Genomic DNA, 15387 nt, shown 5'->3' with positions numbered 1-15387 from the left:
TTTCTATTATATCAACAACAAGAATGCTTGTTAATAAGTTTTATATTTCGAATGCTTTGTTAATTATCTCTGCTTGTTGTGCTAAGTGGCGTTTCATATATCCTGTTGCAGGAGATCCACTTTCTGGTCGAGCAATTACCCGTAGATTGAGCGACGAACCGCTAAGTTTACGGCAGTAGAATGGCCATGCGCCCATGTTCTCATTCTCTTCTTGCACCCACACGAATTCAGCTTTAGCATATTTTTTGCGAATCGCTTCCAGTTGATCATATGCGATCGGGAATAGCTGTTCTATACGCACTAGCGCGATATCATTGCGTTTATCCGCCTCTTGTTTTTCCAACAAGTCATAGTAAATCTTACCTGAACATAGTAACACCCGCTTTACCGACTTAGCATTTGCATTTGCATCGTCCAATATTTCCTGAAATCCCTTCTCCGTAAAATCGGCAAGCGAAGAAACTGCTTTAGGATGACGCAAAAGGCTTTTCGGCGTCGCCACAACCAATGGTTTGCGGAACTCGCGGTGAAGCTGACGACGTAAAAGATGGAAGTAATTTGCCGGGCTTGTACAATTTGCTACAATGATATTGTCATTGGCACTTAGTTCGAGATAACGTTCAATACGACATGAAGAATGTTCCGGTCCTTGTCCTTCCATTCCGTGCGGAAGAAGCATCACAAGCCCATTAGAACGTTTCCATTTAGTCTCTCCCGAAGAGATGTATTGGTCAAATACAATCTGACCGCCGTTAGCAAAGTCTCCAAATTGTGCTTCCCATATTGTCAGTGAATTCGGGTTTACCGAAGCATAACCGTATTCAAAAGCCAAGACCGCATATTCAGATAACAAAGAATTATAAATACAGAATTTTTCTCCACCCTTTAATTTGGATAGAGGTGTATACGTTTCGTCAGAATCTTCCAATGTCACCACGGCATGACGGTGTGAGAATGTACCGCGTTGTACGTCCTGACCGGAGATACGTACACGAAAATCCTCATTCAATAAGGTAGCGTAGGCCATTAATTCACCCATAGCCCAATCGTATCTGTCAGTTTCGATCATTTTCAATCGATCCTCATACACTTTGGTAATCTTTCGGAAGAACTTTTTGTCTTTTGGCAGGGTATTCATTTCCTTAGCCAGTTCTAAAAACAACGTTTTCGTAACCTTTGTAATGACGGGTTTACCAATATCAGATTGTCTTGCCGGACGTAGACCTTTCCATGCACCAGCAAACATCGGACGCTCATCACTGATTTCCTCCACCGTTTTCGCAGCCTCTAAGCGATCTTGTAAAATTGAACGAAAATCTTTTTCTAGGGTTTTGGCATAACCGGCATCGATGGACCCCTGTTTAATCAGTTTATCCACATATATTGCCAAGGTATTTGGATGCTTTTCAATAAGTTTGTATAATGATGGTTGGGTGAATTTTGGTTCATCTGCCTCATTATGACCGTATCGTCTGTATCCCAATAGGTCTATAAATACATCAGTTTTGTATTTTTGACGATATTCAACCGCTAAGTTAATTGCGTAGACCAATGCTTCTACGTCATCTCCATTGACGTGGAATACAGGAGATAGTGTAACTTTCGCAATATCCGTACAGTAAGTTGATGAACGAGCATCTTTATAGTTTGTCGTAAAACCAACTTGGTTGTTAATCACGATATGGATAGTGCCACCTGTTTTATATCCATCTAATTTAGACATCTGTATCGTTTCGTAGACGATACCTTGAGCGGCTACGGCCGCATCACCATGAATAAGGATCGGCGCAATCTTAGATGAATCACCACTATATTTCATGTCGATTTTGGAGCGTACCATACCTTCCGCCACACCGTCTACCGTTTCCAAGTGAGAAGGGTTGGGTGCCAAGCTAAGGTGGATGTTTTTACCTTCCTGGCTGGTAATATCCGAAGAAAAACCTAAGTGATATTTAACATCGCCTCCGAACTGTGTTTCGGGATCGGCTTCGTACATTTTTCCTTCAAACTCGGAAAATATGGTTTTGTAGGGTTTGCCCATGATATTCGACAACACGTTCAAACGTCCACGGTGAGCCATACCAATAACAAATTCCTCTATGCCGAGCGATGACCCTTTTTGAATAACAGAATCCAATGCAGGAATCAAGGATTCCCCGCCCTCTAATGAGAACCTTTTTTGTCCCAAAAACTTGGTACCCAAAAAGCTTTCGAAAATAACGGCTTCGTTTAATTTCTTTAAAATACGTTTTTTTGTCTCTATTGAGAAATTAGGCGTGTTTCTCTCCGCTTCCATCCGATCTTGTAAGAACTTAATCTTTTCTGGATGACGAATGTAACGGAATTCAGCCCCTATCGAGCGGCAATAGGTTTCCTCGATAAATTGACGGATATCACGGAGTTTTGCTGGTCCCAAACCAATTTCCACACCCGCATTGAAAACAGTGTCCATATCGTCTTCCGATAAACCAAATGTTTCCAATTCCTTTCCAGGGAAATACTTACGACGCTCGCGAACAGGATTTGTTTCGGTAAACAAATGTCCACGATCGCGGTAGCCGTGAATCATATGTAATACTTTGATTTCTTTAATGGTGTGTTCAGGAGTTTGTTCAGTAACACCTTCGCTACCGTAGGCTTGTCCGAAATCAAATCCTTCAAAAAATTTCTGCCAGCTGGCATCCACTGAATTTGGGTCTTCCTTGTATGCTTGATATAACGCGTCGATATATCCCGAATCGGCGTTACTCAAATATGTTAATTTATCCATGAGGAAATCTTACGTATAAAAATTTTGTCCAAAGTTAGCAAATATTAAATACTATGTCCTAGATAAATGCAATAAAAAGCAAGTTTAAACAGCAAATAATCCAAGATATAGCCGTTATGAGCGTACACTACGAATTCACCATTTTCTTGGTCTGATAGTTCTTCTTTAAGAGTTCTTCCCACGACACTTTTAAATTATCTTTCGGGCTCGTTCCATATCCAGCGAAATGCAGCCAATAACCGTATGTCGTGGCGGGGGCATAGTCCAATAAATGTTCTTCAAAAAAGCTGGCGCCCGCTAAATGATTGACCTTCCACTCCTGTAGCATATAGGCAGCCAAAATTTCGCGGTGTTCGTAAGGTAAATTGCCTGTAGTTTGCAATTCGCCCAGAAACTCACCTATAACAGAGGGATGGCGTTCTTCCGCTATACATTGTTCTATTTCTGCTGCAGACGTTGTTAACCCGTCTTCGGTTGAAACTCCAGGCTTAAAGAATATATTCGGATGTTTTTTAAGCATAAACCGAAAATAATCTCGCCATAAAAGACGCATCAGTAAGCGGTCGTATTTCTTTTTATTTGAAGGACGGTAGTGTTCCTTTATCTTGTGGAAATAAAAAGCAGGAGATACGGTTCCAATTGCGATATAAGGTGATACCAGGCTGTAGTCGTCTATCTCATTGTAGTCTGCAGAGAGCGTTCTTTCAATTGTTTCTAGTGCCTGGTCTTCTCCTCCCTTCGGTAGCTCGTTTAGGTCACCTACAGAGGCGATGGCTTCCGGCGAAAAGCCCAATTCCTCCAAAGTGGGGATGTGTGTGCTTTCCAGATGCGGATGTGTCGTGATTTGCGTAACGGGCGGTAGTACCGGTCGTACGAAACTTTCTTTTTCTACTTTTTTCTTAAATGCAGCAAAAGAGTTCGGTACATCTCGGATAGGAATCGGTAAATCCTCTTTATGATATAAAGTATGGCCTATAAAATGTTTCAGATTAATCTTCTGCTTCCATAGTGTTTCTTCTACTTTTTCGGATATGTCGGTTTCGCGTTGCGCTACCTCGCGGTGGTGATATACCTCGGTTACTTCGTATTTTGCGCAGAGTGTATCGATAATGTCTTCCGGCTTGTCATGGAAAACCAGTAAATCGGCACCTATTTTCTGCAAGGTTGATTTAAATTGAGTAACCGCATCTATCAGAAACAAGGTGCGAAGAATGCCGGTGTTTTGAAAACCTATGTCGTTTGGCTTAAAGTAACGAGGGTCAAAAAAATAGACGGGTATTATAATATCACCTTTTTGCACAGCTTCGTGCAGAATTTCATTATCATGAATACGTAAATCATTCCTGAACCAAACTAATATTACTTTTTTTGTCATACAAGAAAATGCCAAACGGAGATGTAAACGATGAGACAAATATAGCGAAAATATCACGTTATGTCGGCCGGGAAGGACTTTATTACAAAGGGGCGACAAACGATTAGTTCACCAACAAGAAAGTTTGTTTGTAACAAATCAAGTTTTCTGCGAACATTCATCGTTGTATTGTGTTATGAAGAAAATAATATATAACTGAACTTTTTATGGACATTTTGATCAGCGGGCTCAATAACTATGTAGGACGACGATGTGCCAATTTGATGGCTGATGGAAATTTCCGTTTATTCGCTATCACGAGAAATCGAAAGCTTTTTGAGGAACGTATGTCTGAACCGATAAATGCCAAAGTGGTAGAGATAGATCTATTAAAAGAAAATGTAGAAAATGGGGGAGGTCTCCCTGATATAGATGCTTCTTTTTATTTTGCTCAAGTGCCGACTTTAGATGATTTTTTGGATATCGGAATCGAGCTATTATCGCTGCGCAACTTTATTCGATTAATAAACCATTTACACTGCAAACGGTTGGTGTATGTAGCAAGACATACCGACAAACAATATTTACAGCCTATTATAGATCTGTTTAAAGAATGCAAAATAAACTATACGGTTGTACTGAAGAATCTCGTTGTAGGGAAGGATTGTTTACTTTATCAAATATATGGACAAGTCGCTGATCGGAAAGTGGTGTATTACTCCAAACGATATGGAGGCGGTTTATTGCAGCCTATCGGGATACACGATCTCGTGCGTTGGTTAAAGGCGATGTTACATGTGCCTAACTTTAGCCATAAAATATTGGAAGTAGGGGGAGGAGAAGCCATTTCGTCTGTAGACTTGTATCGTCTTTATCGGAAATTGAAAACGAAATTGAGCGTGCATCGTATCGTATCTTTGCCAGACTGGTTGTTTATGCTGTTTTATGGCCGGCGTGTGCGCGAACATACGGGCGCTGCGGAGTTTTGGCGTGTACTTCGGATGGAAGGAAAGGTGGATAACAGTTGGCGTGTCCATTTGCCTTTTAACTTTTCGCCGTTAAAAGACATTCTCATGGCAGAGTAATTTATTGCTGATTGTCCCTTTTCGGCTTATTCTGTTATTTTTGTCTTTTAACATCTTTTTAAGCTATGGGGTATAACAGTTTAGCAGATTGTGTCGCTGACTTAGAGCGGCACGGTCATTTAGTTCGTATTAAAGAAGAGGTCGATCCTTATTTAGAAATGGCAGCTATTCACATGCGTGTGTTTGATGCAGAAGGGCCGGCTCTCTTTTTTGAACGCGTTAAAGGTTCCCCATTCCCGGCTGTTTCCAATCTCTTCGGAACATTAGGTCGCTCCAAATTCATGTTTCGTGACACACTAGATCACGTGAAAAAATTGGTTGATGTAAAAATGAACCCCATGTCGGTGCTGAAAAACCCTTTGCATTATGTGGGATCGTCGATGGTAGCACTAGGCGCCTTGCCATGGAAGAAGAAAAATGGAGCACCTATCCTATACGGGCAAACGCAGATTTCTGCGCTACCGCAAATTGTCAATTGGCCAATGGACGGAGGTGCGTTTGTAACTATGCCTCAGGTATATACCGAAGATGTTTCAAGACCCGGCATTATGCACGCTAATTTGGGTATGTATCGTATACAACTTTCCGGAAATGACTATATTTTGGATAAGGAAATTGGTCTTCATTATCAATTGCATCGTGGGATCGGTGTGCATCAGACTAAGGCGAACCAGCTTGGTGTGCCGCTAAAGGTCAGTATATTTGTAGGTGGCCCGCCATCCCATGCACTTTCCGCTGTGATGCCCCTGCCTGAAGGTCTTTCGGAGATGATTTTCGCAGGAACTCTAGGTAATCGTCGATTTCGTTATTTTTATGATGAGGAAGGTTTTTGTATCTCGGCCGACGCCGATTTCGTTATTACTGGGACGGTTTACCCGGATGAAACAAAGCCCGAGGGGCCGTTTGGCGATCATATTGGTTATTATAGCCTAACTCATCCTTTTCCGCTCATGCATGTGCATAAAGTATATCACCGACGAGACCCTATTTGGTCCTTTACGGTGGTCGGTAGACCCCCGCAGGAGGATACTAGCTTTGGCGCTTTGATCCATGAGATTACCGGGAATGCTATCCCTGAGCAAATAAATGGTTTGTATGCTGTGCATGCGGTAGATCCAGCTGGCGTGCACCCATTGCTGTTCGCGATCGGTAGCGAGCGTTATACGCCTTATCAAGAAGTAGACCGTCCGCAGGAAGTGTTGACAATTGCCAACCAGATATTGGGAACGAACCAGCTGAGCTTGGCGAAGTATCTTTTTATCGGTGCGCACGAAGATAATCCACGGTTGGATATCCATGACATTCCAGGCTTTTTTATGCATATCTTAGAACGTATTGATTTGACCCGCGACTTGCACTTTCTGACAAATACGACTATTGATACCCTGGATTATACGGGGGATGGTCTAAATGCCGGTTCCAAAGTTACTTTTGCTGCTGTGGGCAAGAAAAAGAGGGAGCTTTGGAGAGAGATTCCATCAAACTTAAATCTTGCTCGCCCATTTAACCAAGCGAAAATGCCTTTCCCTGGTGTTATCGTGGTGGATGGAAAACCTTTTACGACCTACGCAGATGAGGGTGATGCTATCGATACTTGGTGTAAAGAAGTGGAGAGAGAGGATTGGTCGGGGATTCGGCTTATTGTGCTGGTTGATGACGCTGCTTTTGCTGCGGACAATGTTAATAATTTTGCTTGGGTTACATTTACACGCAGTAATCCGGCTTATGATATATACGGTGTTGATAGTTTCACGTTGTTCAAACATTGGGGCTGTCGTGGCCCAGTTATTATAGATGCAAGGCGTAAAGCCCATCATGCGCCTGATTTGATAAAGGACGAGGCGGTGGAGCGGAAGGTCGATCGGTTAGGTGCCAAGGGGGGATCGCTGCACGGAATTATCTAACGAAATAGTATTTGGTCACCCGGTTTTCAGCATACGTAGGGCCGGGTGCATGGCCAGAAGCGCATTGTTAACGCTCGATCACTTCGAGGTACAAGTCCTCTACTTTCTTTCGAGCCCAAGGTGTTTTCCGTAGGAACGTCAACGATGATTTGAGGCTGGGATTTTCGACGAAGCAATTAATTCGTATTTGTTGGCCTAGGGGCTTCCAACCGCCATAGTAATCTAGTAACTCCGCTAGTATAGTGTCCAGCCGTTTGCCGTGCAAAGGATTGTTCGGTTGCTTCTCCATGGTGTAAAAATACAATTTCTTATGATCTATTTAAGTGGACAGCCGTATTTTAACGCTAATTGATGATCTGTATTAAAACAATGGTTTTTATGTAAATTTAATAACTTAAAATGTTTTTCATTAAATTATTTTCAATAAAATTGATAAAATGTTATGATATTAATCAATTTATATCTTTCTTTGTGTTATGATATTAATGATAACGAGTAAACAGTATTAAAATTTAAATTTATGTGTGGAATTGTTGGGGCTTTTGATTTAAGGCCATTTTCTTTAGAGACGTTGAGACCGCAAGTACTGGAAATGTCAAAGCGCATTCGTCACCGCGGACCGGATTGGTCAGGTATTTACACAAGCGACAAAGCTATTTTAGCCCATGAACGGTTGGCTATCGTCGATCCAAAATCCGGCAGTCAACCGCTATTCAGTCCGGATGGCAACGTTGTTCTTGCCGTCAATGGCGAAATCTATAACCACCAACAACTCCGAAATACACTACCTCATTACGAATTTACCACACAATCGGATTCAGAAGTTATTTTGGCGCTGTATTTGGAAAAAGGAGCGTCATTTATAGAAGATTTAAATGGGATATTTGGCTTTGCGTTATATGATGCACGTGATAATTCTTTTCTAGTCGCGCGGGATCATATGGGGATAATTCCTTTATACTATGGTAAAGATAAAGACGGACAGTTTTTTGTCGCGTCGGAACTAAAGGCACTCGAAGGTTTCTGTATAGAAATAACGCAGTTTCCTCCCGGACATTACTTGTGTAGCAACGAAGGGGAAGAACCTAAAGCGTGGTATACACGTGATTGGACATCTTATGAGGTGGTGAAGGACAACGAAACAGATTTACAAAAGTTACGAAGGGCGCTTGAAGATGCGGTACAACGGCAACTGATGTCGGATGTCCCTTATGGTGTACTGTTATCGGGTGGGTTGGATTCATCTGTAATTGCGGCGGTCACGAAAAAGTTTGCTTCTAAGCGCATTGAGACGGGAGGGGTCGATGATGCTTGGTACCCTCAGCTTCATTCATTCGCCGTTGGTTTAAAAGGTGCGCCGGATCTTATTGCGGCTAAAAAAGCCGCCGAACATATCGGTACCATCCACCACGAGATTAACTTTACGATCCAAGAAGGTCTGGATGCGGTGCGGGACGTTATTTATCACCTGGAAACCTATGATGTAACTACTATTCGTGCCTCGACCCCCATGTACCTTTTGTCGCGCGTCATTAAATCCATGGGAATCAAAATGGTATTATCGGGTGAGGGGTCTGACGAGCTTTTTGGTGGCTACCTGTATTTTCATAAAGCGCCTAATGCCCAAGAATTTCATGATGAAACCGTTCGAAAACTAGGGAAATTATATCTGTACGATTGTCTGCGGGCAAACAAATCATTGGCAGCCTGGGGAGTGGAGGGACGTGTGCCATTTTTGGATAAGGAGTTTATGGATGTGGCGATGACCATCAATCCGGCTGATAAAATGATCAAAGATGGCAGAATGGAGAAATGGGTCTTACGTAAAGCGTTTGAAGACTATCTACCAGAAAGCATAGTTTGGCGACAGAAAGAACAGTTTTCGGATGGAGTCGGGTATAGTTGGATCGATACATTGAAAGAATTAGCCGAAACAAAGGTGTCCGATGTCGACTTTGAAACAGCAGCTTCCCGTTTTCCGATTAACCCGCCTAAAACCAAAGAGGAGTTTTTGTACCGTTCTGTTTTCGAATCTCATTTCCCATCGGAGGCCGCTGCTAAAACGGTTCCTTCTGTGAAGTCGGTGGCTTGTAGTACGCCGGAAGCCTTAGCATGGGACGCTTCCTTTCAGCATTTGAACGATCCGTCCGGCAGAGCAGTAGCACAGGTGCATAACGATAGTTATGAAAAAACATCCCATCCGGCCCTATAATATTTGTCTATGGAAATAATAATAAAGACGTCCCGAAAGGGCGTCTTTATTATAAAGGTCTAATCCAAATGTTACGAAAGCTCACGAGGTCGCCATGATCCTGTAGTACGATAGGTCCTGCTCCGTGCGCTTCCATTTTAGGTAAACCTATATATTCCGTTGTACCTTCAATCGGTGTATTATGCTGTACTAACACACCATTATGCAATACAGTAACATTAGCCTTTTTAATCAGCATGCCATCTTCATTAAATCGGGGAGCATTGTATATAATGTCGTAGCGATGCCATTTGTCCTCCGAAGCTCTGACTTCGACCAGTGGAGGGCGTTGCTTGTAGATGCTTCCTGCCTGACCATTAACGTAGGTTGGATTGTTGTCATTATCTAATACCTGGATTTCGTATAGCCCCTGCAGGAATATGCCACTATTTCCGCGCCCCTGACCATCCCCTTTGATCACGGTGGGGCTTTTCCATTCCACGTGAAGTTGAAAGTTCTCAAATTGCTGCTTGGTCTGTATGTCGCCCGTTCCGGGCTTAACAGTTAAAATATCGTTTTCAATCGACCATGCTGCGGCTTGATCCGGAGTTTTTCGGCTCGTCCATTGGTCTAGGTTTTTACCGTCAAACAGAACGATGGCATCGCTCGGGACATTGTGCTGTACGGATACTATCCGAGGTTTGGGTGAATAGAATTCGGTGTCCTCGGGTTGGAATTTTGTTTGTGCCATGCCGCTGGTTGCCAGCGCCAAAAACAATAAGGTACTTCCTAATCTGATATACATGGGACGTTTAAGTTTTTGTGTTTTATTTTAACAATAATATGTAATTAATTTTAATAATTGCAAAAAGTCCCCGAATGTTTGCATCCTGACGGCATCTTTTTTTATGTTTGCGTATGGGTTCTATTACGCAGGAAGTGGCATTAGAGAAAGTGCGTTTTTTTTCACCGATCGGATTTTATGAAGAAGAACGTCTTTTAAGAAATGAATTTTTAGTGGACGTACATGTTTTTTTTCCCTTCTGTAGTCCCGATCCAGAGGATCTGGTTAATACCGTCAACTATGAAGAATTATTTCAACTGTTAACGGCGGTTATGAAAAGCGAACGCAAACTGCTAGAGTCTGCTGCGGAAGAACTGCTTTCGGGGATTCGGTCGCGGTACACATTTGTGCATGAAATACATATCACTATCCGTAAATTAACGCCTCCCTTTGGGCATGACCAAGTGCAAACAGCAGTAAGTCTGCATTATAAATCTTAATCACCTATTTTAGTGTCATTTTGTCTGTATAAAATAAATTAAAGTGTCAAAATGTCTTTGTTTTTGATCTTTTTCGCGTCGGTATAACATTTGATTAATACCAAACAGATAAAAAATAAAAAATAGGAGGATATAAACATGGCATTAATAAAATTTCCAAACAGAACTGTAAATTCAGACGTTGTCAACCCTTATGTAAACAGCTTTTTTGACAACTTTTTCAACGATTCATTTATTTCTGACCGTTTAGTAACGCGTGTTCCAGCGGTAAATATCTCGGAAACCGAAAAAGCATACGAGATTGCGCTAGCTGCACCCGGATTACAGAAATCAGATTTTAAAATAAATGTGGATAAGAATCTGATCACTATTGCTGTTGAAAAAAAAGAAGAGTCGGCGTCCGAAGACAAATTCTACAGTAAAAAGGAATTTAGTTTTAGTTCTTTCACACGTTCGTTTTCCCTTCCCGAATCTGTCAATTACAACCAGATCGAAGCGGCATATACGGACGGTGTATTACATGTAACCGTCGGTAAGAAAGAAGATGCAATTATTGCAAAAAGACTTATCGACGTGAAATAATTGTGAGTAGTGTGATTTAAGGTGAGGATGAAGCCCCTACATAAATGGTAGGGGCTTTTTATATGCGCGAGATATGAAGATGATGTCATAATGATCATCCTTACCGCTCACCTTTTCCGTCTTGGATATCTGGTAAAAGAGTGTCTCTGTTCGCATGTTGTTTGCCTCTGTTTGAAACGACTTGCTGAGGTGATTTAAAATCGTGTGAACCTCTACTGCAGAAGATAAATCGTTAGGTGACCGGCGCAAAAAGAAAAAGGGGATACTAGTGTTCACATGCAGGAATCGGTTTTAAAATCCTAGCAAGAGTTTGTATCTTACCGTATAAACATTAAATCATATTCAGCTTATGATCACATACAGTACAGCCGCTTTGCTTTTTCCAGCTATAAGTTTAATTATGCTTGCTTATACCAATCGGTTTTTAGCATTAGCCGCTTTGGTTCGCCGTTTACACGCTAAATATCTGGAACATAATCGACGAGGTATCCTAGAAGGGCAAATCGGTAATCTTCGTTATCGGTTAAAGCTACTTCGTCACATGCAGGGCATGGGCATATTAAGTTTCCTTACCTGTATCTTCTGTATGTATGGCATCTATTTAGACCATACCCTGATAGCGGAGATCTCGTTTGGGCTAAGCCTTTTATTTTTTACGATTTCGTTGATCATATCCTTTATCGAAATCCAGTTGAGTAACAAAGCATTGGAATTAGAACTCAGTGATATGGAATAAGCAGCCGGATTAGGCCGGAACCATCAGCGCGCCGTCATGGGGATCATACACAGCGGCGCCCGTACCGCCCCATTGGGGATCGGCAGAATCCATCACTTTTTGCCACTCGCCTTCTTGCTGAATTTCGAAGACCTGGGGCGACGAGGAAAAATTAAAGAAACATACGAGTGCCCTATCGGCGTATGTATACAAAAACGAGATTGTAAACCAAGTGTTATGTAGGTACACTTTAGCAAGTTGACATTAAATGATCTACCGTGAAACCATCATGATTTTATGCAGACCGAACAGAGGCCTGGATAAATGTGATAGTTTCATCACCTTGAAAAATAATTTGTTATGATGAAAATAGGAATAACTTTCTCTGCATTTGATCTTTTACATGCGGGACACATTAAAATGCTAGAAGATGCAAAAGAACAATGCGATTTTCTGATTTGCGGTTTACAGACAGATCCTACTTTGGACCGTCCAGAGAAGAACAAGCCAACGCAGACCGTTGTTGAACGCTTCATTAAATTAGAAGGCTGTCGCTACGTCGACGAAATTATACCGTATGAGTCCGATGAAGACCTGCTCGATATGTTACAGTCATTGCCCGTGGATATACGTTTCGTACAGGAGGGGATAACCCATTTCCCAGGCAGAGAATATTGCCTAAAAGAAGGAATAGCAATTTATTACACCAAACGGAAACACCGTTTTACAAGCGATGGGCTTCGGAATTTGGTCACCGAGAAGGAGATGATGAAGGCAAAATTAGTTAAATAACATTATTTCATAGCGTTATGGACAAGGTTACAGTCGGGATAGTGAGTAATAATAAGCGGTTTCGCATGGCTTACCGACTGCTAATTGAGGCAGAAGCCGACGGCTTTGTCGATGTTTTATGGGATGCACTAGCCGGTAAAGACGTGCAAGCAAGCTTAAATCACTACGGACTGCCGGACGTCATCCTCGTGGATTACGAAGGGATATGTACCCAACCCTCCTTGAATCTGAAAAAACGGAAGTTAAAAGAGCTGCAGAAACTTTTTCCCAATAGTAGCGTTTTATTTATTTGTAACGATTGCGAAAAAAATAGTCCGGTAAAGGTGGGCAAAGACTTACGGCAGTTTTTAGTTTCTAAATATTGTTCCGCACAAAAACTGCTGCAGTTTATTTCAAATACAGTTTTGTGTACCATTCTCTTAAAGCGGCCACCCCGCATTGGATTGCTCCATAAATAAATCTGCCCAGAAATTCAAAAGCCGTTACTATTCGTAACGGCTGTGAACGGAAATGCCTATTTTTATAATAATGTTCGGCGTAACTCTTCCTCCGATTTTGGAGAGAGGTATGCAAAGGGAATGTCTAAAACGGTTCTTGCGCCCGTTTGTCCCTGCTTAGCCATTTTGCCTACCGCGCGGGTATATGCCACCAATACACTGGCCGTAAATTCAGGGTTGCTTTCCAAAGTGAGACTAAATTCAATACGCTGCTTGTTACCTTCGCCAGTTACTCCTGAGCGAAAAACAATGCCGCCATGAGGCATCTTAGCGTGATCCTTTTTTAAATCTTCTTCACTGATAAAATGGACTGTAGTATCGTAGTCGGCGAAGTAGTTAGGCATTGTTTTGATCGCCGTTTCTATCGCATCGCAATCGGCGCCGTCTTCCGGAACAATATAACATACCCTTTGGTGTTTTTCCGCAGTGGTTAATACCGGGTTTTCGCCCGAACGGACACGCTCTAATGCATTATCGATCGGAATGGTGTATTGTACACCGTTTTTAACGCCCGCTACACGTCTGACGGCATCAGAATGTCCTTGACTCAAACCTTTTCCCCAAAAGGTATAATCTTCCCCTTCTGGCAGCACACTTTGGCCGAGTAATCTAGCCAAAGAAAATAATCCTGGATCCCAGCCTGTCGAGATTAGACTAAGGGTGTTACTTGCTTTCGTACAAGCATCTACTTTCGCAAAATATTCCGGTATTTTTGCGTGAGTATCAAAACTGTCTACCGTGTGGTACCATTTAGAAACATCAAGCACTTGCGCAGGTAAATCAGTGGAAGATCCGCCGCATAATACCATGACGTCTATCTGGTCTTTATAGCTTTCCAAATCGTCCATTGACACGACTTTAGCTTGGCTATCGATCGCGTCCGGCGAACGTCTGGTAAAAATAGCAATCAACGCCATGTCTGGGTTTTGTTTGATAGCTTTTTCTACACCTTTTCCCAGATTTCCGTACCCTACGATACCAATTCTTAAAATATTATTTGTTGTATTTCCCATGGTTAAGATAAAAAACGCTGCATTAAAGAGGGCGAATCTACGAAAAAATAGCGAGTAAGATGGCCGTCCTAGTCATCGAAACGGTTTATATAATCAGATTTATATCGTACCTTGTACAGTAATAAAAGGATGTTAAACGGAGAATAAAATATGTATTATAACCCTAATCCAGACAGGTATCAAAAAATGGAATATCGCCGATGCGGTCATAGCGGCCTGAAACTACCGGCGATATCGTTGGGACTTTGGCATAACTTCGGGGACGACAAGCCCCACCATATTAAACAGCAGATTTGCCGGACGGCGTTTGATCATGGAATTACGCATTTTGATCTAGCTAATAATTATGGCCCGCCTCCAGGAAGTGCGGAGCTTGCCTTCGGCCGTATACTCAAAGAAGATTTTGCAGGATTGCGGGACGAACTAATTATATCTTCCAAAGCAGGCTACGACATGTGGCCCGGGCCGTATGGAGAATGGGGGAGCAAAAAGTACCTCATCGCTAGCTGCGACCAAAGTCTTAAGCGTATGGGATTGGAATATGTGGATATTTTTTACTCCCACCGCTTCGATCCGGAAACACCATTGGAAGAAACCATGCAGGCGTTGGATCAGATCGTACGATCGGGAAAAGCATTGTATATCGGGATCTCGTCTTACAATAGTGTACGGACAAAAGAAGCAGTTTCTATCCTAAAAGAATTGGGAACCCCCTGTTTAATCCACCAGCCGAGCTATTCGATGTTAAACCGTTGGATCGAAGACGATGGACTGCTCGACACGCTTGATGAACACGGAATTGGATCGATCGTTTTTTCGCCGCTTGCACAAGGCATGCTTACCACGAAATACCTGAATGACATTCCGGAGGGAAGTCGTGCCAAAGAGAAAAAGTCGTTCCGGCCAAGTTTTATTAATGCAGATAACTTGCAGAAAATTAAAGCCCTGAATACTATCGCTGAACGCAGAGGGCAGACGCTCGCGCAAATGGCGATTGCATGGGTTCTTAGAAAGGGCCGGGTAACCTCGGCACTTATTGGTGCCAGTAAGCCAGAACAGGTCATCGATTGCGTAGGTGCGATCGCTAATTTAGACTTCAGTGATGTCGAACTAGAAGAGATCAATCGTTATGCGACGGACGGAGGTTTGAATATCTGGGCAAAATCAGCGGAATTGGATGCCGGAACCTGAGTAAACGGA

The 15387-nt window shown here is 42.4% G+C and carries 16 protein-coding genes; 9 read left to right on the top strand and 7 right to left on the bottom strand.

The features are described from left to right. Nucleotides 1-40: 40 nt before the first annotated feature. Entirely contained in the window at nucleotides 41-2770 is a 2730-nt protein-coding gene (locus LKO28_RS03885; protein WP_227693383.1) for a 2-oxoglutarate dehydrogenase E1 component, read from the bottom strand. A 127-nt stretch (nucleotides 2771-2897) separates the two neighbouring features. Beyond that, a complete protein-coding gene (locus LKO28_RS03880; RefSeq protein ID WP_227693382.1) occupies nucleotides 2898-4145 on the bottom strand; it encodes a deoxyribodipyrimidine photo-lyase in 1248 nt (415 codons plus the stop codon). A 206-nt stretch (nucleotides 4146-4351) separates the two neighbouring features. Between LKO28_RS03880 and LKO28_RS03875 the strand changes: the two genes are divergently transcribed. Both LKO28_RS03875 and LKO28_RS03870 read left to right on the top strand, forming a co-directional pair. Continuing rightward, complete coding sequence (locus LKO28_RS03875; RefSeq protein WP_227693381.1) at nucleotides 4352-5209, top strand: SDR family oxidoreductase; 858 nt, start codon at nucleotides 4352-4354, stop codon at nucleotides 5207-5209. 65 nt (nucleotides 5210-5274) lie between these two features. After that, nucleotides 5275-7113 carry a UbiD family decarboxylase gene (locus tag LKO28_RS03870; protein ID WP_227693380.1) on the top strand — a complete coding sequence of 613 codons (1839 nt, stop codon included), beginning with the start codon at nucleotides 5275-5277 and terminating at the stop codon, nucleotides 7111-7113. 67 nt (nucleotides 7114-7180) lie between these two features. On the opposite strand, the gene LKO28_RS03865 is transcribed toward LKO28_RS03870, so the two are convergent. Then, a complete protein-coding gene (locus LKO28_RS03865; protein ID WP_227693379.1) occupies nucleotides 7181-7402 on the bottom strand; it encodes a VF530 family DNA-binding protein in 222 nt (73 codons plus the stop codon). A gap of 231 nt (nucleotides 7403-7633) precedes the next feature. Here LKO28_RS03865 and asnB point away from each other — a divergent pair, with 231 nt between their 5' ends. Continuing rightward, the gene (asnB, locus tag LKO28_RS03860; protein WP_227693378.1) at nucleotides 7634-9325 is read left to right on the top strand and encodes an asparagine synthase B; all 1692 of its coding nucleotides are present in this window, start codon (nucleotides 7634-7636) and stop codon (nucleotides 9323-9325) included. A gap of 49 nt (nucleotides 9326-9374) precedes the next feature. Here asnB and LKO28_RS03855 read toward each other — a convergent pair whose 3' ends face one another. Continuing rightward, complete coding sequence (locus LKO28_RS03855; protein WP_227693377.1) at nucleotides 9375-10109, bottom strand: DUF1080 domain-containing protein; 735 nt, start codon at nucleotides 10107-10109, stop codon at nucleotides 9375-9377. Between the two features lie 113 nt (nucleotides 10110-10222). Between LKO28_RS03855 and LKO28_RS03850 the strand changes: the two genes are divergently transcribed. Continuing rightward, entirely contained in the window at nucleotides 10223-10588 is a 366-nt protein-coding gene (locus LKO28_RS03850; RefSeq protein ID WP_227693376.1) for a dihydroneopterin aldolase, read from the top strand. Nucleotides 10589-10726: 138 nt separating this feature from the next. Next, the gene (locus LKO28_RS03845) at nucleotides 10727-11170 is read left to right on the top strand and encodes an Hsp20/alpha crystallin family protein (RefSeq protein ID WP_227693375.1); all 444 of its coding nucleotides are present in this window, start codon (nucleotides 10727-10729) and stop codon (nucleotides 11168-11170) included. 36 nt (nucleotides 11171-11206) lie between these two features. Here the strand turns inward: LKO28_RS03845 and LKO28_RS03840 are convergent, their stop codons facing one another. Then, nucleotides 11207-11446 (bottom strand): hypothetical protein, encoded by a 240-nt coding sequence (locus tag LKO28_RS03840; protein ID WP_227693374.1) that lies wholly within the window; start codon nucleotides 11444-11446, stop codon nucleotides 11207-11209. A 73-nt stretch (nucleotides 11447-11519) separates the two neighbouring features. On the opposite strand from LKO28_RS03840, the gene LKO28_RS03835 reads away from it, so the two are divergent. Then, the gene (locus tag LKO28_RS03835) at nucleotides 11520-11906 is read left to right on the top strand and encodes a DUF2721 domain-containing protein (RefSeq protein ID WP_227693373.1); all 387 of its coding nucleotides are present in this window, start codon (nucleotides 11520-11522) and stop codon (nucleotides 11904-11906) included. A 9-nt stretch (nucleotides 11907-11915) separates the two neighbouring features. On the opposite strand, the gene LKO28_RS03830 is transcribed toward LKO28_RS03835, so the two are convergent. After that, nucleotides 11916-12098, bottom strand: coding sequence for a hypothetical protein (locus LKO28_RS03830; RefSeq protein WP_227693372.1), 183 nt, complete (start codon nucleotides 12096-12098; stop codon nucleotides 11916-11918). A 147-nt stretch (nucleotides 12099-12245) separates the two neighbouring features. Here LKO28_RS03830 and LKO28_RS03825 point away from each other — a divergent pair, with 147 nt between their 5' ends. Together LKO28_RS03825 and LKO28_RS03820 are read left to right on the top strand one after the other, a co-directional pair. After that, entirely contained in the window at nucleotides 12246-12677 is a 432-nt protein-coding gene (locus LKO28_RS03825; protein ID WP_227693371.1) for an adenylyltransferase/cytidyltransferase family protein, read from the top strand. A gap of 17 nt (nucleotides 12678-12694) precedes the next feature. Continuing rightward, nucleotides 12695-13135 carry a hypothetical protein gene (locus tag LKO28_RS03820; protein WP_227693370.1) on the top strand — a complete coding sequence of 147 codons (441 nt, stop codon included), beginning with the start codon at nucleotides 12695-12697 and terminating at the stop codon, nucleotides 13133-13135. Between the two features lie 62 nt (nucleotides 13136-13197). On the opposite strand, the gene LKO28_RS03815 is transcribed toward LKO28_RS03820, so the two are convergent. After that, complete coding sequence (locus LKO28_RS03815; RefSeq protein WP_227693369.1) at nucleotides 13198-14187, bottom strand: diaminopimelate dehydrogenase; 990 nt, start codon at nucleotides 14185-14187, stop codon at nucleotides 13198-13200. Between the two features lie 150 nt (nucleotides 14188-14337). Here LKO28_RS03815 and mgrA point away from each other — a divergent pair, with 150 nt between their 5' ends. Then, entirely contained in the window at nucleotides 14338-15378 is a 1041-nt protein-coding gene (gene mgrA / locus LKO28_RS03810; RefSeq protein WP_227693368.1) for an L-glyceraldehyde 3-phosphate reductase, read from the top strand. The last annotated feature ends 9 nt before the right edge of the window (nucleotides 15379-15387 follow it).

The organism is Sphingobacterium sp. FBM7-1 (assembly GCF_020687765.1).
Classification (GTDB): domain Bacteria; phylum Bacteroidota; class Bacteroidia; order Sphingobacteriales; family Sphingobacteriaceae; genus Sphingobacterium.
This window is presented reverse-complemented; position numbering and strand designations above follow the sequence as displayed.